Genomic DNA, 25,118 nt, shown 5'->3' on the forward strand with positions numbered 1-25,118 from the left:
CGCATGCGCTTTTACAATTGATGGATGTCAGTCCTCGCCCGCTTCGCGTTTCAATGCATAAAGCCGGTCCAGCGCCTCGCGCGGGCTCAGCGCATCGACGTCGAGCGCGCGCAGGGTTTCGCGCAAGCTGTCGCACTCTTCCTCCTGCGCCTTCAGCGCCGCGCTGAACAGGGGCAGGTCGCCGAGCCCGGCCGCCAGCCCGCCGGTTTCGGCGCGTCCTTTCTCCAGTCTATCGAGGACCGATTTCGCCCGGGCGACCACTTCCTTCGGCACGCCCGCCAGTTTGGCCACCGCCAGGCCGTAGCTGCGATCCGCCGGTCCCTCGGCCAGTTCGTGGAGGAGGACCAGATCGCCTTTCCACTCGCGCGCGCGCACATGGTGCAGGCTCAGCGCATCGCAGCTTTCGGCGAGCCGGGCGAGTTCGTGATAGTGCGTCGCGAACAGGCAGCGGCTGCGATTGGTCCCGTGCACCGCCTCGACCACCGCCCAAGCGAGCGCGAGCCCGTCATATGTGCTGGTCCCGCGCCCGACCTCGTCCAGGATCACGAAACTCCGCTCGGTCGCCTGGCTCAGGATCGCGGCCGTCTCCACCATCTCGACCATGAAGGTCGAGCGCCCGCGCGCCAGATTGTCGCTCGCGCCCACGCGGCTGAACAGGCGATCGACGATCCCGATCCGCGCCGCTTCGGCGGGCACGTAGCCGCCCGTCTGCGCCATCAGCACGATAAGCGCGTTCTGCCGCAGGAAGGTCGACTTGCCGCCCATATTCGGCCCGCCGATCAGCCACAGCCGGTCGTGGGGCGCGAGGCGGCAATCATTGGGCACAAACCGCTCGTTACCGTTGGCGCGCAGCGCCTGCTCCACCACCGGATGTCGCCCGGCAGTGATCGCCAGCGCGGTGTCGTCGGTGATTTCCGGACGGCACCAGTTGCCCTCCGCTGCGCGTTCGGCCTGCCCCGCCGCGACATCCAGCCGGGCGATCGCACCCGCGGTCGCGGCGATCGCCTCGCGTGCCTCGCAGACAGTGCCGACCAGATCCTTGAAATGCGATTCCTCGGCCGCCAGCGCCCGCCCGCCCGCTTCGGAAATGCGGCTCGCTTCCTCATGCAATTGCAGCGAGTTGAACCGGACCGCACCCGCCATGGTCTGCCGGTGGGTGAACCCGCTGTCGGGGGCCATCAGCGGATCGGCATGCTTGCTCGGGACCTCGATGAAATAGCCGAGCACGCCGTTATGCTTGATCTTGAGCGCGGCAATGCCGGTCTCGTCGCGGTATCGGGCTTCCATCGCCGCGATCGCCCGCCGGGCATTACCCGAAACCTCGCGCAATTCGTCCAGCGCGGCGTCGTACCCTTGCGCGATATAGCCGCCGTTCTGCCGCTCCGTCGGCGGGGAGGGGACCAGCGCGCGCTCGAGATGATCGACCAGCGCCCCATGGCCGCCCAGCTTCGGCAGCAACGCCTCCAGCAGCGCGGGCCGGTCGGCCTGTTGGCCGAGATGGTCGCGGATGCGACGCGCTTCGCCCAGCCCGTCGCGGATCTGTCCCAGATCGCGCGGACTGCCACGTCCCGCCACCAGCCGCCCCAGCGCGCGGGCGAGATCGGGCACGGCGCGCAACACCCCGCGCAGATCGGCGCGCAGCAGCGGATCGTCGTGGAAAAAGCGCACCAGCGCCAGCCGGTCCTCGATCCGGGCGCGATCGGTGAGCGGGGCGGCGAGGTCCTCCGCCAGCAGCCGCGCGCCGGCACCGGTGGAACAGCGGTCGATCGCGGCGAGCAGGCTGCCCTCGCGCCCACCCTTCGCCCCGGCGATAATCTCCAGGCTGCTGCGCGTCGCCGCGTCCATCGCCAGGTGCGCTTCGCCCTGCGCCGCTTCCGGTGGCAGCAGGAATGGCAGCGTGCCGCGCCCGGCGTGCTCGAGATAGGCGAGCAACCCGCCCCCCGCCGCCAGCATCGCCCGGGTGAAGCCGCCGAACCCGTCGAGCGTCGCCACGCCATGCAGCGCCTTCAGCCGCGCTTCGCCGTCATCGCTGGCGAAGTCCGCATCGGGCCGCACGATCGCGTCTTCCACCGGCGGATCGAAGCCGTCGGGCAAGACCACCTCGCGCGCGCCGATCCGGGCGAGTGCCGCTTCCACGGCTTCGGGCGCGCACTCCTCCAGCACCATGCGCCCGGTCGAAATGTCGCAATGGGCGAGGCCCACCCGCCCGCGCACCTCGCACAGCGCGGCGAGCGTGTTGGCGCGGCGCGGTTCGAGCAGCGCGTCCTCGGTCAGCGTGCCCGCGGTGACGAAGCGCACGATGTCGCGCGCGACCAGCGCCTTGGACACGGGCGAGCCCTCACGCTTCGCGCGCTCCTTTGCTTCGTCGGGCGTTTCGACCTGTTCCGCGATGGCGACCCGGCACCCGGCACGGATCAGGCGCGCGAGATAGCCTTCTGCCGAATGCACCGGCACGCCGCACATCGGCACCGGCTCCCCGCCGTGCTCGCCCCGGCTGGTCAGCGCGATGTCGAGCACGCCGGCGGCGCGCTTGGCGTCGTCGAAGAACAGCTCGAAGAAATCGCCCATGCGATAGAACAGCAGGCAGTCGCCCGCCTCGCGCTTCAACGCGAGGTATTGCTCCATCATCGGGGTCGCCCCGCTGTTCTTCGAACCGGCCATCGTGGACCTGCCTAGCGGGTGGGGATTCGATTCGGGAAGCGTCGCGCCGATCCTATCCCCGCCGGTGCTTTACCCTATCGCTGCGTGGGAAGTGACGTTAGGGCACGGCCTGAAGGAGCAGACCTTGGCCGACGATAAACAGACCGACTTCACGACGCGCGAAGCGTTGTTCTACCACGAGACCATCCGCCCCGGTAAGATCGAGATCGTCGCATCCAAGCCGATGGCGACGCAGCGCGACCTCAGTCTGGCCTACTCGCCCGGCGTCGCGGCACCGGTTCAGGCGATCGCCGACGATCCGTCGAACGCGGCGAAATACACCGCGCGCTCCAATCTCGTCGCGGTCATTTCCAACGGCACCGCGATCCTGGGCATGGGCAATCTCGGCGCGCTGGCGTCCAAGCCGGTGATGGAAGGCAAGGCGGTCCTGTTCAAGCGCTTCGCCGACGTCGATTCGATCGACATCGAACTCGATACCGAGGACCCGGACAAGTTCATCGAGGCGGTCGCGCTGATGGAGCCGAGCTTCGGCGGCATCAATCTGGAAGACATTGCCGCGCCCGAATGCTTTATCATCGAGCAAGCGCTGCGTGAGCGTATGAACATCCCCATCATGCACGACGATCAGCACGGCACCGCGATCATCGCGGCGGCGGGCCTGATCAACGCCTGTCACTTGACCGGGCGCGAGCTGAAGGACTGCCGTATGGTGGTGAACGGCGCGGGGGCCAGCGCGCTCGCCTGTACCGCGCTGATCAAGGCGCTGGGCATTCCGGGCGACCAGGTGATCGTGTGCGACCGGCAGGGCCCGATCTATCCGGGGCGCGAAGACGTGGATCAGTGGAAAAGCGCGCATGCGGTGGAAACCGAGGCGCGGACGCTGGAAGAGGCGCTGGATGGGGCCGACATTTTCCTCGGCCTGTCCGCCGCCGGGGCGCTGAAACCCGAATGGGTGGAGAAGATGGCCGATCAGCCGATCATCTTCGCGATGGCGAACCCGGTGCCCGAAATCATGCCCGACGATGCCAAGCGGGTCCGCCCCGACGCCATCATCGCAACCGGCCGGTCGGATTATCCCAACCAGGTCAACAACGTGCTGGGCTTCCCCTTCATCTTCCGCGGCGCGCTCGACGTCCGGGCGACCGCGATCAACGAGGAGATGAAGATCGCCGCGGCGGAGGCCATCGCCAGCCTTGCGCGCGAGCGCGTGCCGGACGAGGTCGCCGCCGCCTATGGCGTCAACCACCAATTCGGGCAGGATTACATCATTCCCGCGCCGTTCGACCCCCGTTTGATGGAGGTGGTATCCTCCGCCGTCGCCAAGGCGGCGATGGATTCGGGTGTGGCGCAGGACGCGATCGAGGATTTCGACGCCTATCGCCTCTCGCTCAAGTCGCGGCTCAATCCGACGACCTCGGTGCTCACCCGCGCCTACGAAGACGCGCGCGCCAATCCCAAGCGCGTCGTCTTCGCAGAGGCCGAGGAGGACGTGGTGCTGCGCGCGGCGATCCAGTTTCGCGATTTCGGCTATGGCACGCCGGTGCTGGTGGGCCGGACGGACGCGGTGAAGGAGCAGCTTGCCGCGCTGGCGGTCGACGATATCGACGCGTTCGAAATCCAGAACTCGCGCGACAGCGAGCATGTACCGGCGATGGTCGACTATCTCTACGAACGGCTCCAGCGGCGCGGCTATACCGAGCGCGATGTGCGCCGGATGGTCAACCAGGAACGCAACGTGTTCGCAGCGCTGTTGCTCGTGCTGGGCAAGGGCGATGCGATGATCACGGGCGTGACGCGACCCTTCGCGCAGAGCCTGCGGGAGATATCCCGCGTGCTGGACGCGAAGCCGGGCGCGACGCCGTTCGGCATCCACATGCTGATCGGCAAGAACCACACGACCTTCCTCGCCGACACCACCATCAACGAGCGGCCGACCTCGGAACAGCTCGTCTACATCGCGAAGGAAACCGCCGCGGTGGCGCGGCGCATGGGCCACACGCCGCGCGTCGCCTTCCTCTCCTACTCCACCTTCGGCAACCCGTCGGGCCAGTGGCTCGGGAATATCCGCGAGGCGGTGCACCTGCTCGACGAGGACGAGAGCGTCACCTTCGAATACGAAGGCGAAATGGCGCCCGACGCCGCGCTCAACCCGAAGGTCATGGCGCTCTATCCGTTCAGCCGCCTGTCCGGCCCCGCCAACGTGCTGATCATGCCGGGGCTGCAATCGGCGAACCTGTCGGCGAAGCTGCTGCGCGAACTGGGCGGCGACGCGACGATCGGTCCGATGACGATCGGTTCGGAAAAGCCGGTGCAGATCGCCCCGATGACGGCGATCGCGCCCGACATTCTCACGCTGGCAGTGCTCGCCGCGGCGGGCGTGGTCGGGTGAAACGGACGGGGGCTGCCTAGAACGGCAGCTCATCGCCCGAATAGTCGACGAAGCGATAGCCGCCTTCGGCACTCTCGATCACGTCGGCAAGGCCTGCGGCGCTTTCCTCGACCGTGATTTTCGCATGGGGTCCGCCCATGTCGGTCTGCACCCAGCCGGGATGCAGCGAGCGCACCGCGATGCCGCGCGTCTTGGCCTGCTGCTCCGCGATCCCCTTCGCCAGCATGTTCTGCGCCACCTTGCTGGTGCGATAGAGCTCGTATCCACCGGATGAATCGGCGATCGAACCCATGCGCGAGGTCATCAGGCCGAGCGTTCCGCCGTCCTTCACCAGCGGCAGCAGCTCGTGCGCCAGCCGCGCCGGGCCGAACGCGTTGGTCATCATGACATGCGCGACCTCGTCGGCGCTCGCCTGCACCGCGGACTGGTGGGAAGCGCCCGATATGCCGGCATTGACGATTATCGCGTCGAGCGCGCCTTCGCCGAACTTGCCCTTCAGCCCTTCGTAACTGTCGGGCTGCGTCACATCGACCGTCACGATCTCGATGCGCGGTCGGTGCTCCTCGGCCGCGTCGTGCAGCGCGTCGCCTTCGCTGCGTTCGCTGGCGAAAACCTTCCAGCCGCGCTGCGCGAATTCCCGCGCAAGGCCCAGCCCGATCCCGCGCGAGGCCCCGATGATGAGGATTTTCCTGTCGTCTGCCATCTGTCGTCGTCCTTCCGCCGCCTCAACCGGGCACCATCACCGTTTTGAGGTTCATGAATTCATGCAGCCCGAACCGGGCGAGTTCGCGCCCATGGCCGGACCGCTTGACCCCGCCGAAAGGTGCCTCGGGGGCCGAGGCGAGGAACTGGTTCACCGCGGTCATCCCCGCCTCGATATCGCGCACGAAGCGTTCGCGCTCTTCGTCATCATTGGTCCATACCGAGGAGCCGAGTCCGAAGGGGATCGCGTTGGCGATGCGGATCGCGTCGTCGATATCCTCCGCTCGATAAAGCTGCGCGACCGGGCCGAAGATCTCTTCCTTCGCGGTCTCGCTGTCCAACGGCACATCGGTCAGGATGCCGGCGCTGATGTAGGCTCCCGGGCCATCGGTCGGCTCGCCGCCGAACAGCAGCTTCGCCCCTTCGTCTTGCGCGGTCTTGAGCTGGTCGAGCACCGTGTCGAGCTGCTCCTGGCTGGAAAGCGGCCCCATGTCGGTATCGTCCTCGAAGGGGTCGCCCGCCGTCACATCCTTCATCGCGGCGCTGAACCGGTCGAGGAAGTCGTCGTAAATATCGGCGTGTACGATCATCCGCTTGCCGCAGATGCACGACTGCCCGGTGTTCTGGATACGCGCCTTGACCGCCTGCTCCACCGCTTCTTCCATGTCGGCGCTGGGCATGACGACAAACGGGTCGGAGCCGCCGAGTTCCAGGACGACCTTCTTCAGATATTTGCCGCATTGCTGCGCCACCGCACGACCCGCGCCCTCGCTGCCGGTCACGGTCGCGGCGATCACGCGCTCGTCGGCGAGGATGTCGGCCACGGGATCTGAGGAAATCGCGAGGTTCTGGAACACACCCTCGGGCGCGCCCGCCTCGATCATCATCTCCTCCATCAGCGCGGCGGTGCCCTGCACGATGCTCGCATGCTTCAGCAGCCCGACATTACCCGCCAGGATCGTCGGCGCGAGGAAGCGCACGACCTGCCAATAGGGGAAGTTCCACGGCATCACTGCCAGCACCGGACCTTGCGGCAGCCAGCGCCCCTCGGCACGCCCGCCATCGCCCAGCTGCCAGGAAAGCGGTTCGAGCATCGGCGCGCCTTCCTGCGCATAATGCCGGAACAGTTTGGCGCATTTCTGCACTTCGGAGCGGGCGGAGGCGATGGTCTTGCCCATTTCCAGCGTCGCCTGCCGTGCCAGCTTCTCCTCGTTCGCCTCGTAGGTCTCGGCGAGCTTTTCGAGCAGCTCGGTTCGCCGCTCGATCGTGGACAGGCGCCATTCGCCGAACGCGTCCGTCGCCGTCGCCAGCTTCGTCTCGATCTCGTGCCTGGTCAGCTCTTCGTATCGATCGAGTTCTTCGCCGGTGGCCGGGTTGCGGGTGGTGATCATGGGGCGCTCCTGATGAATGGGGAGGGCGCGAGTGGCCCTTCATCCCATCAGCGCGGGTCGGCGCGAAGCGTTCCGACGATCGATGCCTCCGCCCCTCAGGCACCCCGCTGCGTATAATCGATCCTGATCCGGACCCAGCTTCCCACGAGGGAGCGGCCGCCGATTCGAGGCGGGCGGACCTTGAACTGCCACGCCGCGGCCAAAATCGCGCGGTCGATGTTCGATCCTTGCGGGGACTCGCCCAGCGCGACGCAGTTCTCGACGCGGAACTGCGGTGCGGTCTTGCACGCGATCATGCCCCAGCCGGGCCCGCTCGCGGTCGAGAGATAACCGGCGAGCTCGTCGTGAGTCGGCTCGCGATACCAGCGCGCGGCATACATCGGCTGCCCGTCGGGCGCGGTTCCGACCAAGGGGGTGTCGTTCGAAATGCTGCTGGCCGTGGCGCCCAGCATCGGCCCCTGCATCGCACCCATCTTCACCTGCGGTTTGGGACGTTGCGGGGGCGGGCTGGACGGTTGAGGCTCGGGCGCCGGGGCGGAAGGTTGCGCGAGAGGGACGTCGGGCAGGGTCAGCGCGGGCTTGCGCTGAGGCGGCGCAGGCGCGACCGGCTGCGGCCGATCGCTCGATGAGGCGGCCTGGGAAGGCTCGGGCTTCGCCGCTTCGGCCTCCGCTTGCGGCTGTTCGGGCTTCGGGGCGGAAACGTCGAACGCGGTCACCGCCTCCAGTGGCGGCTTGGGCGGGGGCTCGCCGCGACCCAGCGTCAGCAGGAGCAGGATGATCAGCAATTCCGCCACGATCGCCGCGACGATGCCCAGCGTGCGCCGACCGAAGCGATCGATCAGTCGCTCGACCAGCGGGTTCTGCGTCACGAAAGCGAGGTCGAAGGTCATGCTATTCCAATTCGGGGGCCTCAGCGCCGACGGTAGCGGAAGTACCACACCTTAGTGGTCATACTATCGTATGACCCTGATATATAATCATTAATCAGCATTTTTTGATGCCCATTTTCTCGGCTAGCAATCACCGGGTAATCACCATGCCAAATTTGATAAGCACGCACCCCCATGGACGGACTTCTGCGTTTGCGATCATGACGCGGGTGCTGCCAATCGGAAGCAGGTTGCGAAACGCTTGCGGTCAGCCGCGCTTATCCCAGCCTCCGTGAACAGCTGTTCCCACCGTGTCGCTACGGTTCTGCTCATGTTTTCGGCGATTGCTTTCGCGTCATCATGGCTGAGGTCGAAGACCGCGGCACCGGCGAGAGCATTCTCGATCGTTGCATTGCGGCCTTCCGGCCCCACGCCGAGGACGAGCCGTCGCTCCAGTCCCAGCTGCGGTTTCGGCACTACATCGTAAAGCGGCGATAGCCGCCAACCCTCACCATCGAACAGGAAGCCATGATTACGTAGGTGATCATCATCATTCGTGACGAGGATATTGAGCAGCATTCGACGAAATAGCTCATGTAGATCCTGGCGCACTTCGGTTCCGAATTGCCGGATCGCTCCTGCGAGATCCGCATAGCTGAAGCTGCTGACCTCGCTCTCATGCGCCCCGAGCATTGTGAGCCCGGAAGCAAAGGGCCTGCGTTCCAGCCAGTTGCCGTGAGGAATCCGATCGAACCGCTCGATCAGATAGATGTCGCGATCAAGGACACAGCGGAAGTCGAGTGGCGGAACGTCGAGACCACACTCGCTGGCAAGCCGCATTGTCGCTAGTTCGACCCTGCATTCGGGAAAGCTGTCTCCCCGCTTCTGGAATTTCGCGATCCAGGGTTGGTAGCCGATTTTTGTAGCAGCCTTCGGCCGGGCGCCGCCCAGAGATGATCCGGCTGCCAGCAAGGCTCTTAAGTTCTCGTCGAGTTCGTCGACATGCTGCGCGCGTTCGGCGGCTTCCGCTAGCTCTGCGAGCGTGAACTCTTCGCCCGGAGCAGGGCCACCCCCCCATGGCGTAATTCTCTCCGGCTGGGCGGATGTCGGCCCAAAGGCGAGCGCCCCTACACGATGTTCGCCCGAGGCCAGAATGAGATCGATTTCGCTCGGCAAGCGATCGCCCATCGCCTTGTACATCAGGTATTGGCCCCAGCCATCGGGAGCAGCATCCCGAATGCCACCGAACACGGCAAAGCCTTCTTCCGTCCTGAACGTTCGAGAAGTTCCAGCTTCGTGCAACGGTAGAGCTACAGGATCGACCGGAATACGGTCAGTGCGTTCCAGATAACGCCGCCCGTAAGCGAAGGTAGCAAACTGGTTGCGCGGTTCGTCGGTCATCGTGAGAAGGCCTGCCGGAACAGGCCCCTCCTCTAGATGCACGAAGACATAGGTGCGGATGGTCGTCACGGCTTGCTAGAAATCCAGATCATCGTCGCTGACAGCGTGGGTCTTTTGGGGCAGGCGGGACAAATCCTCGCTGATGCCAGCCCGGTCACTGTCTGGGGTTACCAGCTCGGCAAGGCGCTGTGTCATCCCAAGGACATGCAGGGCGCTCGCCAGAACCGCGAGGCCCACGGTAGGATCCCCCGCTTCGAGGCGTTGCAGCGTTTGAACCGAGACGATCATGCGCTCGGCCATTAAACGCTGAGGAAGTTTTCTCCGGCGGCGAGCAAGGGCGATATCCTTGCCTAGCCGTGTAATTGCACGTTGGCTCTGGGGCGGTAGTCCGCTAGCAGCTCGAGACGAACGGGGCATGGCCCGATATATGACATATCATGCGAAATTACGCAAATAGAAATGATATGTCATGTTTTTGTGCTCTTTCGCTTGAAGCAGATTTACCGAAGGAAAATGCTTCAACGCCTCCTGCACGAGGCTTACGATGGCCATGGCTGAGTGGAGAGGCGCTAGTGAGAGGTCGCTAGGCCGTGGCTTGACCATTGTACTTCAAAGTCGCTGTGCAGTTGCGCGAATTGTCTCAGCGACTATATCGCAAACGTCACGCATGTCGGCACAAGCCGACAGCCTCGGAAGAATTCCGAGGTCCCGTCCTCCAGTTGGAGGTTAACCGGCGGACCCTGCAGAGGGTTCGCCGAATTTCGTTCGAACGCTCTCGCAGGTCCAACCCGATGGAGCATCGAATGCATTATTCAGACGAGGAAATCGAACGCGCGAAGACATTATTCGCTTGTGAGGCAGGTAAGGACGGCCATGGCAGAATGGCGATTGCTGCGATGGCGGGAATGAGCAAGCCCAGAAAAATCAGCCATATCATTCATCTGCGGACTTGGCGCGACTACCTTCCAAGGGCACGACGCGCTTTACAGAAGGAAAGATCGGATCGAAATTTTCGATAGGGATCGCAAGTTATCGCATGATCTGAACTGACCAAGTCGTGGGGCAACAATAAGAATTAACGGCGATAGTGAGAAGTCACTGCGACTAATGGGTAGACCTCGCGGGTGCGCGGTGATGTCGATGTGACGCCCAAACAGAAGGGCTCGCAGTGCAGATGTGAATCCCCTCCAACCTGTTCTCACAATACAGACGGGCTGGAGGGGAGGAGGGCCTTTGTGAGCGAGCCGAAAGGATCGCGATGTGCCATGTCTCACCCATATTCCATCAAGATAAGCTCATTGGAAGCAACCGCCCGCCGCATCTGTGAAGACCGGGGCGGCAAATGGTCCGGCACAAAGGGCATGGCCTGTTGCCCTGCGCATGATGACCGCACACCGTCACTCGGTGTGTCGCTCGGCCGACAGGCCATCCTCTTCCACTGTTTTGCGGGATGCGACCAGCAGAGCGTGCTGGCTGCTCTGGCGCGTGAAGGTTTCGAGGCACCGGCGCTTTTTTCAGGTTCTGCGACCACCAACGAACCCGAATCGACCAGCACCCGCAAACCCTCGGCGGCAGCGCTGAGGATTTGGAGCGATGCACAGCCGCTACGTGCCAGTCCGGCAAAGGCATATCTTGAGAGCCGCGGCATCCTCGCCGCATCGTCGGCGCTCCGCTTCCATCCACGAACGCCGCTTGGTCCGAAGGGTCGCACCCGCTTTTTGCCGGCCATGATTGCGGCGGTCAGCCTCGACGAGGGGCCGATCGCCGTCCATCGCACGTTCCTTTCGGGCACTGCCAAGGCTGATTTCGACAGACCGAAACGCGCGCTCGGGGCGCTCGGTGAAGCTGCGGTCCGCCTCTTCGCCCCGGCTTCCGGCAAGCTCGGCCTTGCTGAAGGCATCGAGAGCGCGATGTCGGCCTATGCTCTTACTGGTATTCCCATCTGGGCGACCCTGGGCAATGAACGCTTCGGCCTAGTCAGCGTGCCTGAGAGCGTGACCGAGCTTCACCTCTTCGTCGATCATGATGCTGGCGGCGAGCTGGCTGCGTCGCGTGGCCTGGCCACTTATGCCCGCGATGGACGGACGATCCAGGTTCGCAAACCATCCTCACGCGGCACCGACTGGAACGATGAACTGACAGCATGGCTGCGCCGCAAGGCGGCGCCGTAGAGGAGAGAGGGCTTCTCGAATTCCTGATCCGGCAGAGGGCGTGTCCCGATGCCCCCATCAGGAGGACGAATTGCCATGTTTCAATCAGACCTGTTTCCCGCCGGCGAGCAGTTGCCGTCCATGCCCTTGGCCTATGCCATTGGCACCCGAGTTGCCGCGCTTCTTGCTTTGGGACGTCATCTTACCCGTACCGACATTTCCGGGCTGTTCGCCGAAGAGACCGGCGTTCTGGACTGGGGAGGTGCCTGGACGATCGACGACTACAACAGCGCGGTCGAGATCGGCGCACTACTCTGGCTTCGAGAGTCCTCACGGATCGATCCGGCGACGAATGTACACGAAGCCGAAGCGCGGTTCGACTGGCTCGAAGCAGCCTTGCCGCCGCGGCACGTTCGCAGCGAAGCACAGGTCGAGCTCCAGCAGTTCTCGACCCCGCCAATGCTGGCCTGGCTGATGGCGAAGGCCGCAGCTGTCTCTGCGCAAGACACCCTACTCGAACCGTCCGCAGGCAATGGTGCCCTTGCTCATTGGGGCAGCGTTCAGAACGCCTCGTTGGCCCTTAACGAGATCGATCCGGCGAGACGAGACAGCCTGGGCCACATCTTCCCTTCGGCCGCGATTATCGCGCATGACGGGGAACTGATCGCCGACCTGATTCGCGGCCCTGTTCCGTCGGTCGTGCTGATGAACCCGCCGTTCGCCCGAAGCCAGGAACGCGGCAAGGACGGTGCGGCGGCGCAGCGCCACCTACGCAGCGCGATCCGTGCCGCGGCGAATGGGGCGAGGATCGTCGCGATCATGCCTGAAGGCTTCGTTGCTTCCGCTTTCGCCAAGGCACAGGACGAAGCGGCGCTGCTCCTCGATGTTCGCTTGCAGCAGATGTTTCGTCGGATGGGCACGGGAATTGCCGTTCGCCTGGTCGTCTTCGACAAGACGCCGACTGCGTCCTCGCCCGCACTCAACGGAGATACTGCCGACCTGCTCGCGCTCCACGAGCTTATCACTGCGCTTCCGCCACGCGTACAGACCTCCGCCAACATCCATCGCCTGCCGCTCGGCAAGCCAGTGCGCCTCGTTGGCAAGACTTCGATCCAAAGCGCGCCGGTTCGGCCGGTGGCGCCGTTCGCCGCGACACCAGCAACCACGGCGAATGCGATCGACCTTGCCTATTCGGTCCTCGCCGACCCCGCGCCTGTGCCCGAACAGGCAGGCATCTACCTGCCTTACCGCCCCAGCCGTATCATGTTCGAGGATGCGCCGGTTCATCCCACCCCGCTCGTGGAATCGGTCGCCATGGGTTCGGTCGCGGCACCGCAGCCCGATGTTTGCCCGCGTCTCCCCGCAAATTGGCAGGCCAATGGCCTCTTGTCCGAAGCGCAATGCGAGACACTGGTCTACGCTGCCCAGGCATTCGCACACGACCTCCCGGGTCAATTCAAGGTCAGCCAAGAAGGCACCTCGCTTGAGCTTGCCAACGACGGCCACGCCTACCGCCAAGGCTTCTTCCTCGGCGACGGGACAGGAGCGGGAAAGGGACGACAGATCGCCGCGGTCATCATGGACCGCTGGCTCGCCGGCGAGCGTCGCCATATCTGGATCACCAAGAACGAGGCGCTGCTCGAAGATGCACGCCGCGACTGGGTAGCACTTGGTGGGCTGCCGCTCGACATCCAGCCGCTCTCCCGCTGGAAACTTGGCCACCCTGCAACGATGTCCGAAGGCATTCTCTTCGTCACCTATCCGACGCTGCGCTCGGGCCGCGCCGAGGATACGCGGCTCGACCAGATCCTTGCCTGGGCGGGCGAGGATTTCGATGGCGCGATCGCTTTCGACGAAGCCCACGCCATGGCCAATGCGCTCGGGGGCTCTTCAATCCGCGGCAAGGTCAAGGGCTCCGAACAAGGGATGGCGGGCCTCAGGCTGCAGAACCATCTCCCGCGCGCCCGCGTGCTCTACGCGTCTGCCACTGGCGCTTCGGATATCGCCAACCTCGGTTACACCTCACGGCTTGGTCTCTGGGGACCCGAGACCGCTTTTCCGACCCACGAGGCGTTCATGACCGAGATCCGCGCTGGCGGCGTCGCGGCGATGGAGCTCGTCGCCCGCGACCTCAAGGCCCAGGGCCTCTACCTTGCCCGTGCGCTGTCCTTCGCCGGGGTCGAGTACGAGATACTCGAGCACCGCCTGACCGACGCACAGGTGCGGATCTACGATGCCTATGCCGAGGCCTGGGCGATCATTCACCGCAATCTCGAAGCGGCGCTCGAAGCAACCCGCGTGGTCGACGAGGACTGCGGCGACACGCTCAACCGCAATGCCAAGGCTGCGGCGCTATCGATCTTCGAAGGCACCAAGCAGCGCTTCTTTGCCCAACTCCTGCTTTCGATGAAACTGCCGAGCCTGATCCCCGCGATGGAAGCAGCGCTTGGCGAAGAGCATTCGGTTGTCGTGCAGCTGGTCTCGACCGCCGAGGCCATGCTCGACCGGCGCCTTGCCGACCTCACCGTGGAAGAACGCGAAGCGCTCGATATCGATCTGTCCCCGCGTGAATACGTCATCGACTACCTTACGAAGAGCTTCCCGGTACGATTGATGCAGGTCTTCGCCGACGAGGACGGCAATCTTCGCTCCGAGGCGATGAGCGACGGAGAGGGCAATCCCGTTTTCTGCCCGCGCGCCGTGGCCGCGCGCGATGCGCTGATCGAGCAGCTCTGTGCGCTGCCGCCCATCGCCACTGCGCTAGACGCGATCATCGAGCATTTCGGGACCGAGGCCGTCGCCGAGGTTACGGGCCGGACCCGCAGGCTGGTATCGGGCCGCGATGGTCAACAACGTCTCGAACGGCGTAGTCCCAGTGCCAATGTCGCCGAAGCGCAGAGCTTCATGGAAGGGACCAAACGTATCCTGGTCTTCTCGGATGCGGGCGGCACGGGGCGATCCTACCATGCCGACCTTGGCTGCCGGAACCAGCAGCGCCGGGTCCATTTTCTGCTCGAGCCGGGCTGGCGCGCCGACAACGCCATCCAGGGTCTCGGCCGTACCAACCGCACCAACCAGGCCTCGGCCCCGCTGTTCCGCCCGGTAACCACCGACGTGAAGGGCGAGCGCCGGTTCATCTCGACCATTGCGCGAAGGCTCGACGCATTGGGCGCGCTGACGCGCGGCCAGCGCCAGACCGGCGGACAGAACCTGTTCGACCCGGCCGACAATCTCGAAAGCGACTACGCGCGCGAAGCGCTCAGCCGCTGGTTCCAGCTGCTCTATGACGGCAAGCTCGAGGCCACGAGCTTCGGCAATTTCGTCGAGCGGACCGGCCTCCGACTTGAAAGCCCCGATGGCGGATTGACCGATAATCTCCCCACGATCCAACGCTGGCTCAACCGCATTCTCGCGCTGCCGATCGCGCTCCAGAACGCCATATTCGACGAATACCTTGGTCTCGTCGAAGCGCGGATCGAAGCTGCGCGTGAAGCCGGAACGCTTGATCAGGGACTGGAAACCGTGAGGGTCGATCGCTTCACGGTGCTCGCCGATGAACTCCTGCGCACAGACCCTGTGATCGGTGCCGAGACCCGTCTCGTCTCGCTCGAAGTGACCAGGCACCTTCGGCCTCTGCGATTGAAGCGCCTAGTGCGGATGCACGAGATTGGCAGTTCGCACGCGATCCCGATGCGCAATGCGCGCTCGGGCAAGGTCGCGCTGTCGGTTCCGACCCGCCGTCTCATCACCGACGACGGGGCCGTGATCGAACGCCGACGCCTTCTGCGCCCGCTCAACTCCGCGAACTGGACAATCGAGGCACTCGCTGAAAGCCACTGGGAAGAAATTGGCGTCACCGCATTCACGAGGGCCTGGCGTGCCGAGGAAGAGCGAGCGGCCAAGTCACCGGTGACCGAGCGCGTGCATCTCGCCACCGGGCTGCTGCTCCCGGTGTGGAAACGTCTGCCGGGCGATCATGTCCGCGTCACCCGGCTCGTTGCCGAGGACGGTCAGTCGATCATCGGCCGCGAAGTGCTCGATATCGATCTCGCTGCGATCGCTGAGACCTTTGGCCTCTCCGGAGTTACCGGTCCGGCGCCGGACCAGATCGGCGATCTCGTCCTCGCCAGCGGCAAACCGTTGGGCCTCGCAAGCCACGATCCACTCACAGTGAAGCGTTCGCTGGTTGGCGGCGAACAGCGCCTTGAACTGACCGGATTCTCGCCGGATCGCCTCGACTGGTACAAGAACAAGGGCTGCTTCACCGAGATCATTCGCTACCGCACGCGGCTGTTTGTCCCGACGCCGAGAGCAAGCGAGACCCTCCAAAGCATCGCAATCAAGTCTTGAACTTCTCATTTGCCCAAATCGGGTCTATATGGAGACCAAATTCAGTCCTAAGGTGTTCTATGAAACTGGACCAGCGCATCAAACCGATCAGCTATCTGAAGGCCCACAGTGCAGAAATTATCCGGGAGATTGGAGATGGCGCCGGGCCAATGGTCATCACGCAGAATGGCGAAGCCAAGGCAGTTCTGCAGGATGTCGCCAGCTACGAGCGCGCACAAGAAACGCTCGCTCTGCTTAAACTTCTGGCGCTCGGACAGGCCGATGTTGCCGCCGGTCGGACCCGCCCGGTGGCAGGCCTCGCGGATCGCGTACGAGGTAAGTCAAACTGAATGATGGCGGCCGCTGTAGCGATCGAGATCACCTCCGGTGCGGAGCGCGATCTGGTGGGTATCTGGCAGCGCCGCCTGACGCAGCGCGGGCCGGATGGCGACGATGGTGCGGACGCACTGCTCGATGACCTTGTCGCGTCTATCGGCTCCCTTGTGAACAATCCTGAGAAAGGACCGGTTCCACCGGAACTTGAGGCTCTCGGGATCACCGACTTTCGGCAATTGTCGCGCTTTCCGTTCCGCATCATCTACGGGTATCAGCCTGAGCCAGCACCCGGTCAGGTGACCGTGTTCGTAATTGCTGATGCGCGTCGGGATTTTCGGACGCTTCTCGAAGAGCGCTTGCTCAGCAGCGGACAGGCATAGGCTCCGCCAAAGAGGTCAGGGTCCGAATGAATCTGAGCGCTGCCTCCGATTGCGCCCTAGTTTCCCTTCCTCTCCTCCCCTCCGTGTGACTGAATGAATCGACAAGTTCCCGTGTCGCGTAGCGTCAGAGCCTGATCACGTCCTTCCTTAAGTCCGGGCGACTAATCTGCCTGTGCCCGGTGCTGACTGGCCTGCGGATGAGTTCGCGCATCGAGAACAACTGCTCTCATGGACGGATCTCAGCCGATCCCTGATCGCCCCATCCCGGTCGTATAGATGGTCGCCACAGCCATTGAAGAGAGTGGAGGGAGCCCTTTGGGCTTGTGGGCCTCGTGATCCTCACCTGCGCCTTCATTCCATCAGGAGAACACCCATGATCCAGTCGATTCCCTTGAAGAAGCTCGTCCCGAGCCCGCGCAACGTTCGCAAGTCGAGCGATGTGCTGGCTGACCTCCAGCTGCGGGCAGACATTGGTGCGCGCGGTCTGCTGCAGAACCTCGTCGTGCGCAAAGGAAAGCGCGGCAAGTTCGAGGTCGAGGCCGGCGGCCGGCGTCTCGCCGCGCTGCAGGCACTGGCCGAAGAGGGCCCCTTGTCCGAAAGCCATGAGGTCACCTGCCTCGTCATCGAAGGCGAGGAAAGCGAAGTTCGCGAGGCCAGCCTTGCCGAGAACTTCCAGCGTCTCGCGATGAACCCGGCCGACGAAGCGCAGGCTTTCGCGGCGATCATCGAGGCAGGCGCTACCACCGAAGACGTGGCGCGCCGCTTCGGCCTCACCGTCCGATTCGTCGAAGGGCGTCTGCGCCTGGCAAGTCTGGCACCCTGCGTCTTCGAAGCGCTCGCCGAAGGCACGATTACGCTCGACATGGCCAAAGCCTACGGCGCGATCTCCGACGTGGAGCGCCAAGCGCATGTCTATGCCGAGCTGCAGGACGCCTGGTACCAGATCACGCCTGACACGATCCGCCGCATGGTGCTCGACGCAACTGTCGTGGCTCCGATCCGCGAGCGGTTCTCGTCGGACGCGATGCCTACCTCACTGCGGGTGGCCGGATCGAACGCGAACTGTTCGACGACGATGCCAGCGAAAGCTGGATCGATGTCGCGCTGCTCGAGGACCTCGCACACAAGGCCATGGAAGAAGCCGCAGAAAAGGTCGCGATCGAATATGGCCTTGCCTGGGTTCGGCCGACGCTTGGCACCTATGTCAGTCATGACCTTGTCGACGGCCTCAATCGCTTGCCCTGCGAGCCTGCGCCAATGACCGACCGGGAAGTGCAGGAGCTCGGCGAGCTCGAGGCCGACTGCGACCGCGTCGCCGCCGTGCTCGAAGACGAGGAAAGCGATGAGGACCAGGTCGCCAAGGCAGAACAGGAACTCGTCGTCATCGACCGCGCCATGCGCGCGATCAATGACCGGCCGCCGGTACTCGCCGACGAACTGAAACCGGAGGCCGGCGCCTTCCTCGTCCTCTCGCGCAATGGCGAGCCGACCTTGGTCCCACAGTACTACACCGAAACCGAAGTCATCGCTGACGAAGGCGTTGTCGAGGCCATCGAGGAAAGTGGCGCGGCAAAGCCCAAAGGAAGTTCGCTGTCGCAACGCCTACTCGACGAACTGGCCATGCAGCGCCGCGATATCCTGGCGATCCACCTCGCCAACGATCCGGCACTGGCGCTCGACTTCATGGTCTTCACGCTCGCAGATGCAGATGGACACGACTGGCGCGCCAAGAATGCGTCGACGCTGGTCGGATCGGTTGCGGCTGGGCCTGTCACCGGGTTCGAGGCCAAGGATGCACCGGCGAGCGCTGCCTTGGCCGAGTTCGCCGGGTCGCTCGATGAAAGCTGGCGTGCTGGTGAAAGCGATGTCGAGCGGTTTGCCAGGTTCCGGGCGCTTTCCGACGAGGCACGCTCGGACTGGCTTGGCCATGTCGTCTCGCGCACTCTGGTTGCCAGCCTTGCCTGCCAAGGGGAGCGCTCGGTGCCACTGCACGAGGAGCTGGGCTCACTGCTCGAAATCGAGACCGCACACTGGTGGCGTCCCACGGCGGCGAACTACTTCGATCGTGTGGCCAAGGCTCGCACGCTCGAGGCGCTCGATGCCGCCGGTGGTCCCGAACTCGTCAGTCGCTATGCCGCATCGAAGAAGGCCGAACTGGCAAGCGCTGCCGAACGCATTTTCTCGGGCAACTTCATCGGCGAGGCAGATATCAAGGAACGGGCGCAAGCCTGGGTGCCCTCTATCATGCGCTTCGCCGATACCGAGGATGTCGCGCTGGCAGATGCCGAAGCCCACGAACCTGTCCGCGAGGACACAATTGACGAACTTGCCGAGCAGGCTGCCTGACCCCTCCTGACAGGTCCAGGTCACTCGGCGGGCGGTCCGTCCCCCGCGGGACGGGCCGCCTTTTGCTCGTGGTATCGAGCAAGTTGCCGCTTAAAACATCACAAATAAACCACGTTGCGCTGGCTTCGAGGAAAATCAAGCTGGATCAATCGAATTTTAGTGTGCCGTCCAATATCTAGGTCTGTAGCGACCCTAGAACAGCGAAGGCAGATGTTCCGTATCCTTCTCGAGTCGGACGAGCATCTTTCGGTGGAAGATCTATATAAGCGCGCTCGCCTCCGTTATTATGGCATCTATCTCTTGACCGTCTAACGAACGTTCTCCTTACTGGAGACTCTCCGTCTATTGGAAAGCACGATTTTGGTGACGGCAGAACGCGTTTGGAAGCAATTCCGGAAGCGCAAAAAGATCATCTCACCGACGTAACGACCGTACCGGTCTAACTCGGTCATTAGGGTCGGGGTTTTCGAAAACCCCTACTTTCGTTCATCAACGGACTTGCTGATTTTGTGAGTAGACGTGTGCTTGTTGTGCAACCATCCGAGTGGATCATGTATAGGTCTCTGGGTGATGGTCAAATTCTCCCCACATTTGCATTGGCGCGGCCACTCCGCGCAGGTATGGTGCACCTGAGTCGCATTGACCGTAGGTATCTCTTCGATGCGAAAGCGACACCAACTCACCCTGACCGGGCTCGCCGCCCTGCTCGTGTCATGCAATGGCAGCGATACTGCGGAGGCGGATATTGGCAACGAAAATGGGGAACCAAACTTCGCTGGCGAACAGATCACTTTGACCGGCGATGCTCTTCCCGTCGTTGGTGCAGCATCCGCGACGCCCGGAGCTGCCATCGGCATCACTCCAGCGATAGAACCCGCGGCGAGCGGCACCGCGCCAGATCTGACAAACTATGTTGGCAAATTCCCGTTCGACGAGGTCTCTGGTGTTTCCTGGAACGAACACCCAATGGTCAAAGCGGGAAGCCAGAAGACCGTGACCGACGCCTCCGTACTCGAGGCGATGGCGATGCCTGGAGGTCCTTCCGCTCCGATCGCGACATACCTGGGTAAGGTCGGTTCTTGGGGTTGCCAGGTGCACAACTGCGGTGACCATCAATGGGCCGTCTTGGTTGATCCACGCACCGGCGAGACCGATGTCTGCTATCACAATGCGGCAAAAGTCCGAGGCAAATCGCGGTGGTTTCTGGCCAATGGTGTCGAAGAAATACGACCCGGCAACTGCGCAGTCGTGTGACCTTATCGCGAACCCGTCGAACCTCTACATTTGTTTGCGCGGACAATTGTTCCGCAGGCACGTAACATGCGCTTCAACGCGATGCTTTCGCCCTTGAAGAACTCAGCAATTTGGAGTGCGATCATACTGGTCGCTTGGGAAATCGATCGCCTTCAGGATCGTTTAATCGGCTCGATGGCGCACGGTTTTCTTGCAACTTTGCCTTGACCGCTGACCCTGCGTCTTGTGGATGAACCTGCTAAACACGTTTCCTGCAAAATCAACCTACTCGACTGAAAAAACTTCGTCGTTATGCCCAACACCGAGCATTCTAAACTTACTCAACTTTGAGTGTTTGTACACTGTAACTCTCGCTGGGCTGAAGAATACTTGAACTCTATCCGCAATTATTCTGAGCACAAACGGGAGAGCAAATTGCGGCTCCAACGACGCGTTCGGCTGCGGTGAGAAGTATGATATTGAAGTCTTTGGATCGGCTGCATGCGGCATGAGTTGATCGGAGTAGACCCATCCGACGCCAATTGGGAGAGCCCTAACATGGAAGTGATCTCGGAACCCCGCGAGCAACGCTCGCTTTGGCTGGCGCGAACCCTTGGCGTCGTAATTGCGCTGATAGGTCTCATCCTTCTTGCTGGCGGAGGCTGGCTCGTCGCCCTGGGTGGGTCTGCCTATTATCTGCTCGCGGGCGCGGGACTACTTGCGTCCGGATTCTTTCTGTTCCGTGGAAAAAGTTTTGGAGCATGGATTTTCCTCGCAATCTTCGTTGCGACCGTCCCTTGGGCGTTCTGGGAAAGCGGACTTGATGCTTGGGCGCTGGTGCCGCGCCTCACGGGTCCCGCGATTTTACTAGCGTGTGTTTCGCTCGTTTCGCCGACCCTCGACCGAGGGCCTCGCTGGCCTGTCGGACTTGCCGGTGCTGCATTGTCTATGGTGTTCCTCGCGCTGGTGTTCTGGGGCGCCGCATGGTTGCATCCCGACCGCCCAATCGGTCCTCTGCCGGCCCTTGCGGGGGCGGCTCCAGCGCAAGCGCCAGCCTCCGACTGGCCAGCGTGGGGCGGGACATTCGCTGGCCAGCGCTACTCAGGCCTTAAACAAATCACTTCCGAAAATGTCGGTCAGCTCGAGCGGGTGTGGGTCGCCCATACGCGCGACCTGCCCCAAGGGGCCGGCGAAGGGAAATACGCCGCTGAAACGACGCCGCTCAAGATCGGCAACCGTCTCTACCTCTGCTCCGCCAAAAACATTCTGATCGCGCTGGATGCCATTAGCGGCCGGGAAATCTGGCGCTACGATCCAAAAGTCTCCAATGCCGCCATTCCCTACTCTGCTAGCTGCCGGGGCGTGACTGCCTTTCGAGCGCCGCTTTCAAACCCGGACAGATTGGAACTGACCCAAGGGCCCCGCGCTCAGCCTTGTTCGCTGCGCATTATAGAGGGAACTCTCGATGGACGGATTATCGCCGTTGATGCGGAGACTGGACGACCGTGTGCTGACTTCGGTCTCAATGGTCAGGTCGACATCAAACAGGGAATGGGGGTGGTCTACCCGGGTATGGCTGCGATCACCGCGCCTCCGGTGATCGTGCGCGGCAATATCGTAACCGGCCATCAGGTCATGGACGGTCAGCGCAACAGTGCGCCGTCAGGCGTAATTCAGGCGTTCGATGCCGTCACAGGTGAACGCGCTTGGGCCTGGGACATGGGCCGGCCGGGTGAGTACGGTCAGCCCGAGCCTGACGAAGAGTTCACGCGCGGAACGCCCAACATGTGGACAACTGCGTCTGCAGATGAAAATCTGGGGCTTGTCTACCTGCCCATGGGTAACAGCGCGGTTGACTACTGGAGTTCGGACCGGAGCTCCCAAGAAAATCGCTACTCGACATCATTGGTGGCGCTTGATGCCGAAACGGGCGAACCACGATGGCATTTTCAGACCGTTCATAAGGACGTCTGGGACTACGACCTCGGGAGCCAGGCCTCGCTTGTCGATCTGCCCGACGGAACGCCCGCGATCCTTCTCCCGTCGAAGCAGGGAGAGCTCTATCTACTCGATCGCCGGACCGGCGAACCGCTTCACACCGTGGAAGAACGGCCCGTGCCACAAGGCGGGGTCGAACCCTCCGAGCGCTCGCCGACCCAGCCCTTTTCGGGCTTTGCCACTCTTCGCAAGCCTTCGCTGGAAGAGCGGGACATGTGGGGCATGACGCCGATCGACCAGATGATCTGCCGCATTCAATACCGGCAGTCGGCGTATGAAGGCTATTACACCGCTCCAACGACTGACCGCCGATGGATCCAGTATCCTGGCTATAATGGCGGTTCGGACTGGGGCTCTGTAGCGGTCGATCCCCGCCGCGGCGTGATCTACGCGAATTACAATGACATGCCCAATCACAACCGGCTTGTTCCTCGCTCGGTGGCCGACAAGAAGGGTTGGAAACCGAGAGGGCCGGCGGGGAACTCCGGCAATGGCGGACCGGAAGGTGCAGGCGATCCGCAAGTCGGGACACCGTATGCAATAGACGTAAATGCCGGCTGGCGACTTGGTCTCACGCAGTTGCTGTGTAAGGAACCGCCCTATGGGGGTCTGCGCGCAATTGACCTGCAGACTGGCAAAACGCTTTGGGACAGGCCTTTTGGCACTGCGCGTGAAAACGGACCCTGGGGCCTCGCACTGGGGATACCCTTCACGATCGGGACACCTAACAATGGCGGAGGAGTGGTCACGGCCGGAGGGCTGATGTTCATCGCAGCCGCGACCGACAACCTCATTCGCGCAATCGACGTCGAAACCGGTGAGACGCTGTGGACCGATAGGCTGCCGGGCGGCGGGCAAGCAAATGTGATGACTTACGAGGAGGGCGGTCGTCAATTTGTCGTAATCATGGCTGGTGGCCACCACTTTATGGAGACTCCGATCAGCGATGCCGTCGTGGCTTACGCATTGGAAAATACCCCATGAGAGCCTCCGGCAATCAAGTGGCGATCGACAAAAAGCCAATACAGGAAGCGCCGGCTAAATGTTGTTGTCCGATCCGTTTAACTGGCTGCAGCTAGGGATCGGGGCCTCAATCATTGCCTTTTTGCCAGGCGGTCTCGTTCTTCTTCTCGTAATCGGAGAACGCCTTATGCAGCCCGCCGATGACCTCGGCTGCGGTTTCGAACATCGCCCGCAGCTGGGGTTCTTCGACGCGTTCGATGTCCTTGCGCAAATGACCGCGCATTTCCTCGAAACGTTCGCGCATCCGCCGACGAGCGTTTGAGCAATCTTCCGTTGGGCGTGACACAAAGCGAATACCCGATACCCATCGTCAGCCAGCCCACAAGCAGAACCGGCCAAAAGGTTTGGGTCTCCACCTGCCCGAACACCAGCCCTATCGTTGCCAGCGTGACCAGCAAGAGGCCGCCACCAGCGATCATGATCGTGCGATCGTTAATTCGTGCCAGGATGCGCGGGAGGGCGAGCGCAGCCAGCATCGAGCCCGCTCCGTAAGCCGCCAGAGCCAGCGCGACGTCGCCCTCCGTCCCTCCCATGTTCTTCACGATCACGACCGTGTTGACGATGACCATGGCGCTGCCGGCTGCCGCTGCCAGGGTGACCGCCAGCAAGCCGACAAGCCTCGGGGTCTTGAGATACACCCGCATACCGCGCGTGGTTTTACGCCAGACGCCCTCGACACGCTTTGCGGTCGATTTTCTGTACGGCAGAGCCGCACTCATGACGAGCAACGCAGAGACTACAAAACCGATAGCCGTTCCCGCGAATAGCCAATGGAAATTTATGATAACAAGTAGCGCGGCAGCCAGGACCGGGCTGATGAGGCTTTCGAGATCGTAGGCCAGTCGGGACAGGGACAGAGCCTTGGTGTATTTCTCTTCGTCGGGCAGGATGTCGGGTATGGTGGCCTGGAAGGTAGGCGTGAACACGGCCGATGCCGATTGTAGCAGGAAAATGAGCAGATAGATCTGCCAGACCGCATCGACGAAGGGGAGCAGGAGCGCCACGCCGGCACGGACAATGTCCATTCCTACAAGCAGACGTTTGCGTGGTAATTTGTCGGCATAAGCGCCCGCGAGGGGGGCGATGCCGACATAAGCGACCATCTTGATGGCCAGGGCCGTTCCCAAGACCGCGCCGGCGTCGGCACCGGCGAGATCGTAGGCCAGCAAGCCCAGAGCGACCGTGGCCAGCCCCGTTCCGACAAGCGCGATGACCTGCGCAAGAAACAGGTGACGATAAGTGCGATTAGTCAGAACGGAGAGCATGGCGATGTCTTCCTTCAGCCAGAGCGTGATCTAGACCACGCGCTTGATATCGGAGTAGCTGCCGTCGGTCTTGAGGGTCACGGTGACGGTTGCGCCTGAACGATTGCGCCAGAACCACCCATGGCTGCCATCGAAGGCGGCGACGAGCGTGCCCGCTTCTCCCGTGGATTCACGGCCCTTGTCATACCCGTGATAAGAGATGCCCGGCGCATCGGCATGCGTATCGAAGTTGACGTGGCCGTCCTGCACCGACCATTCGTATTGAAGGCTAGCCCCTTCGGCCATGACCGCCTTGACTTCCGCACCCTCACCAGGCGCGAGCGTTAATTCGGTCACATCGCTGCGCGTTACCGCTTCGGAGCCGCTATCGCTGTTACCGGCGAGCGTACGAACCTCCCCGATGGCTGTGTTCTGCTCGTCGGCGGCTGCTTCCGCGGCAAGTTGCTGTTTGATCTCGCCCATCTCGGAATATCCCAGAAGACGGCCCGCTCCGGTCGGATCGATCGCATATTCCGCGGGTAGAACCACGGTGACCAGAAGGACGGTCGCGGTCACCAAGGCGAACGCGGTCGCCTTGACGAGCTGGCGGTTGGTGGGAAGGTCGCTGGAGGACGGGCGCTGTGAATTGAACATGTCTATTGCTCC

Annotated in this window: 17 protein-coding genes and 1 pseudogene; 10 read left to right on the plus strand and 8 right to left on the minus strand. The window is 62.9% G+C overall.

Translation table 11 applies throughout. The features are described from left to right. Window positions 1-27: 27 nt before the first annotated feature. Complete coding sequence (gene mutS, locus F7D01_RS07590; RefSeq protein ID WP_215229721.1) at window positions 28-2,628, minus strand: DNA mismatch repair protein MutS; 2,601 nt, start codon at window positions 2,626-2,628, stop codon at window positions 28-30. A gap of 157 nt (window positions 2,629-2,785) precedes the next feature. On the opposite strand from mutS, the gene F7D01_RS07595 reads away from it, so the two are divergent. Beyond that, window positions 2,786-5,050, plus strand: a complete 2,265-nt coding sequence (locus tag F7D01_RS07595) for an NADP-dependent malic enzyme (protein WP_215229569.1) — start codon at window positions 2,786-2,788, stop codon at window positions 5,048-5,050. A 16-nt stretch (window positions 5,051-5,066) separates the two neighbouring features. Here F7D01_RS07595 and F7D01_RS07600 read toward each other — a convergent pair whose 3' ends face one another. The 5 genes from F7D01_RS07600 to F7D01_RS07620 all read right to left on the minus strand — a co-directional run bounded on the left by F7D01_RS07600 (window position 5,067) and on the right by F7D01_RS07620 (window position 9,713). Then, window positions 5,067-5,753, minus strand: coding sequence for an SDR family NAD(P)-dependent oxidoreductase (locus F7D01_RS07600; protein WP_215229570.1), 687 nt, complete (start codon window positions 5,751-5,753; stop codon window positions 5,067-5,069). Between the two features lie 22 nt (window positions 5,754-5,775). Next, on the minus strand, window positions 5,776-7,143 hold the full coding sequence (locus F7D01_RS07605) for an NAD-dependent succinate-semialdehyde dehydrogenase (RefSeq protein WP_215229571.1): 1,368 nt from the start codon (window positions 7,141-7,143) through the stop codon (window positions 5,776-5,778). A 95-nt stretch (window positions 7,144-7,238) separates the two neighbouring features. Beyond that, window positions 7,239-8,033, minus strand: coding sequence for a hypothetical protein (locus F7D01_RS07610; RefSeq protein WP_215229572.1), 795 nt, complete (start codon window positions 8,031-8,033; stop codon window positions 7,239-7,241). Between the two features lie 198 nt (window positions 8,034-8,231). After that, window positions 8,232-9,482, minus strand: a complete 1,251-nt coding sequence (locus F7D01_RS07615; protein ID WP_215229573.1) for a type II toxin-antitoxin system HipA family toxin — start codon at window positions 9,480-9,482, stop codon at window positions 8,232-8,234. A gap of 6 nt (window positions 9,483-9,488) precedes the next feature. Next, entirely contained in the window at window positions 9,489-9,713 is a 225-nt protein-coding gene (locus F7D01_RS07620) for an XRE family transcriptional regulator (RefSeq protein ID WP_008601437.1), read from the minus strand. Between the two features lie 503 nt (window positions 9,714-10,216). On the opposite strand from F7D01_RS07620, the gene F7D01_RS07625 reads away from it, so the two are divergent. The 9 genes and pseudogenes from F7D01_RS07625 to F7D01_RS07665 all read left to right on the plus strand — a co-directional run bounded on the left by F7D01_RS07625 (window position 10,217) and on the right by F7D01_RS07665 (window position 23,169). Then, window positions 10,217-10,432 carry a hypothetical protein gene (locus tag F7D01_RS07625; protein WP_215229574.1) on the plus strand — a complete coding sequence of 72 codons (216 nt, stop codon included), beginning with the start codon at window positions 10,217-10,219 and terminating at the stop codon, window positions 10,430-10,432. A gap of 246 nt (window positions 10,433-10,678) precedes the next feature. Continuing rightward, window positions 10,679-11,584, plus strand: coding sequence for a toprim domain-containing protein (locus F7D01_RS07630; RefSeq protein ID WP_251567213.1), 906 nt, complete (start codon window positions 10,679-10,681; stop codon window positions 11,582-11,584). Window positions 11,585-11,659: 75 nt separating this feature from the next. Then, window positions 11,660-15,913, plus strand: coding sequence for a strawberry notch family protein (locus F7D01_RS07635; protein ID WP_215229576.1), 4,254 nt, complete (start codon window positions 11,660-11,662; stop codon window positions 15,911-15,913). 59 nt (window positions 15,914-15,972) lie between these two features. Beyond that, window positions 15,973-16,242 (plus strand): type II toxin-antitoxin system Phd/YefM family antitoxin, encoded by a 270-nt coding sequence (locus tag F7D01_RS07640; protein ID WP_010240558.1) that lies wholly within the window; start codon window positions 15,973-15,975, stop codon window positions 16,240-16,242. Further along, the gene (locus tag F7D01_RS07645) at window positions 16,243-16,608 is read left to right on the plus strand and encodes a type II toxin-antitoxin system RelE/ParE family toxin (protein ID WP_010240557.1); all 366 of its coding nucleotides are present in this window, start codon (window positions 16,243-16,245) and stop codon (window positions 16,606-16,608) included. 373 nt (window positions 16,609-16,981) lie between these two features. After that, a pseudogene (locus tag F7D01_RS07650) lies at window positions 16,982-18,954 on the plus strand (ParB/RepB/Spo0J family partition protein). 660 nt (window positions 18,955-19,614) lie between these two features. Next, window positions 19,615-20,208, plus strand: a complete 594-nt coding sequence (locus F7D01_RS07655) for a hypothetical protein (RefSeq protein WP_215229577.1) — start codon at window positions 19,615-19,617, stop codon at window positions 20,206-20,208. A gap of 66 nt (window positions 20,209-20,274) precedes the next feature. Further along, window positions 20,275-20,415 carry a hypothetical protein gene (locus tag F7D01_RS07660; RefSeq protein WP_196847422.1) on the plus strand — a complete coding sequence of 47 codons (141 nt, stop codon included), beginning with the start codon at window positions 20,275-20,277 and terminating at the stop codon, window positions 20,413-20,415. Between the two features lie 330 nt (window positions 20,416-20,745). Further along, complete coding sequence (locus F7D01_RS07665) at window positions 20,746-23,169, plus strand: membrane-bound PQQ-dependent dehydrogenase, glucose/quinate/shikimate family (RefSeq protein WP_215229578.1); 2,424 nt, start codon at window positions 20,746-20,748, stop codon at window positions 23,167-23,169. A gap of 164 nt (window positions 23,170-23,333) precedes the next feature. Here the strand turns inward: F7D01_RS07665 and F7D01_RS07670 are convergent, their stop codons facing one another. After that, on the minus strand, window positions 23,334-24,473 hold the full coding sequence (locus F7D01_RS07670) for an MFS transporter (protein ID WP_215229579.1): 1,140 nt from the start codon (window positions 24,471-24,473) through the stop codon (window positions 23,334-23,336). Between the two features lie 30 nt (window positions 24,474-24,503). Beyond that, window positions 24,504-25,106 (minus strand): transmembrane anchor protein, encoded by a 603-nt coding sequence (locus F7D01_RS07675; RefSeq protein WP_196847442.1) that lies wholly within the window; start codon window positions 25,104-25,106, stop codon window positions 24,504-24,506. Between the last annotated feature and the right edge of the window lie 12 nt (window positions 25,107-25,118).

Origin of the sequence: Erythrobacter sp. 3-20A1M (genome assembly GCF_018636735.1) — a bacterium.
Classification (GTDB): domain Bacteria; phylum Pseudomonadota; class Alphaproteobacteria; order Sphingomonadales; family Sphingomonadaceae; genus Alteriqipengyuania.

What these genes read in the sequence shown, in the direction of transcription:
- mutS (WP_215229721.1), bottom strand. Translation starts at nt 2,628, where the DNA reads ATGATGGAGCAATACCTCGCGTTGAAGCGCGAGGCGGGCGACTGCCTG.
- F7D01_RS07600 (WP_215229570.1), bottom strand. Translation starts at nt 5,753, where the DNA reads ATGGCAGACGACAGGAAAATCCTCATCATCGGGGCCTCGCGCGGGATC.
- F7D01_RS07605 (WP_215229571.1), bottom strand. Translation starts at nt 7,143, where the DNA reads ATGATCACCACCCGCAACCCGGCCACCGGCGAAGAACTCGATCGATAC.
- F7D01_RS07610 (WP_215229572.1), bottom strand. Translation starts at nt 8,033, where the DNA reads ATGACCTTCGACCTCGCTTTCGTGACGCAGAACCCGCTGGTCGAGCGA.
- F7D01_RS07620 (WP_008601437.1), bottom strand. Translation starts at nt 9,713, where the DNA reads ATGGCCGAGCGCATGATCGTCTCGGTTCAAACGCTGCAACGCCTCGAA.
- F7D01_RS07625 (WP_215229574.1), top strand. Translation starts at nt 10,217, where the DNA reads ATGCATTATTCAGACGAGGAAATCGAACGCGCGAAGACATTATTCGCT.
- F7D01_RS07630 (WP_251567213.1), top strand. Translation starts at nt 10,679, where the DNA reads ATGTCTCACCCATATTCCATCAAGATAAGCTCATTGGAAGCAACCGCC.
- F7D01_RS07635 (WP_215229576.1), top strand. Translation starts at nt 11,660, where the DNA reads ATGTTTCAATCAGACCTGTTTCCCGCCGGCGAGCAGTTGCCGTCCATG.
- F7D01_RS07640 (WP_010240558.1), top strand. Translation starts at nt 15,973, where the DNA reads ATGAAACTGGACCAGCGCATCAAACCGATCAGCTATCTGAAGGCCCAC.
- F7D01_RS07645 (WP_010240557.1), top strand. Translation starts at nt 16,243, where the DNA reads ATGATGGCGGCCGCTGTAGCGATCGAGATCACCTCCGGTGCGGAGCGC.
- F7D01_RS07655 (WP_215229577.1), top strand. Translation starts at nt 19,615, where the DNA reads ATGCGAAAGCGACACCAACTCACCCTGACCGGGCTCGCCGCCCTGCTC.
- F7D01_RS07660 (WP_196847422.1), top strand. Translation starts at nt 20,275, where the DNA reads ATGCGCTTCAACGCGATGCTTTCGCCCTTGAAGAACTCAGCAATTTGG.
- F7D01_RS07665 (WP_215229578.1), top strand. Translation starts at nt 20,746, where the DNA reads ATGGAAGTGATCTCGGAACCCCGCGAGCAACGCTCGCTTTGGCTGGCG.
- F7D01_RS07670 (WP_215229579.1), bottom strand. Translation starts at nt 24,473, where the DNA reads ATGCTCTCCGTTCTGACTAATCGCACTTATCGTCACCTGTTTCTTGCG.
- F7D01_RS07675 (WP_196847442.1), bottom strand. Translation starts at nt 25,106, where the DNA reads ATGTTCAATTCACAGCGCCCGTCCTCCAGCGACCTTCCCACCAACCGC.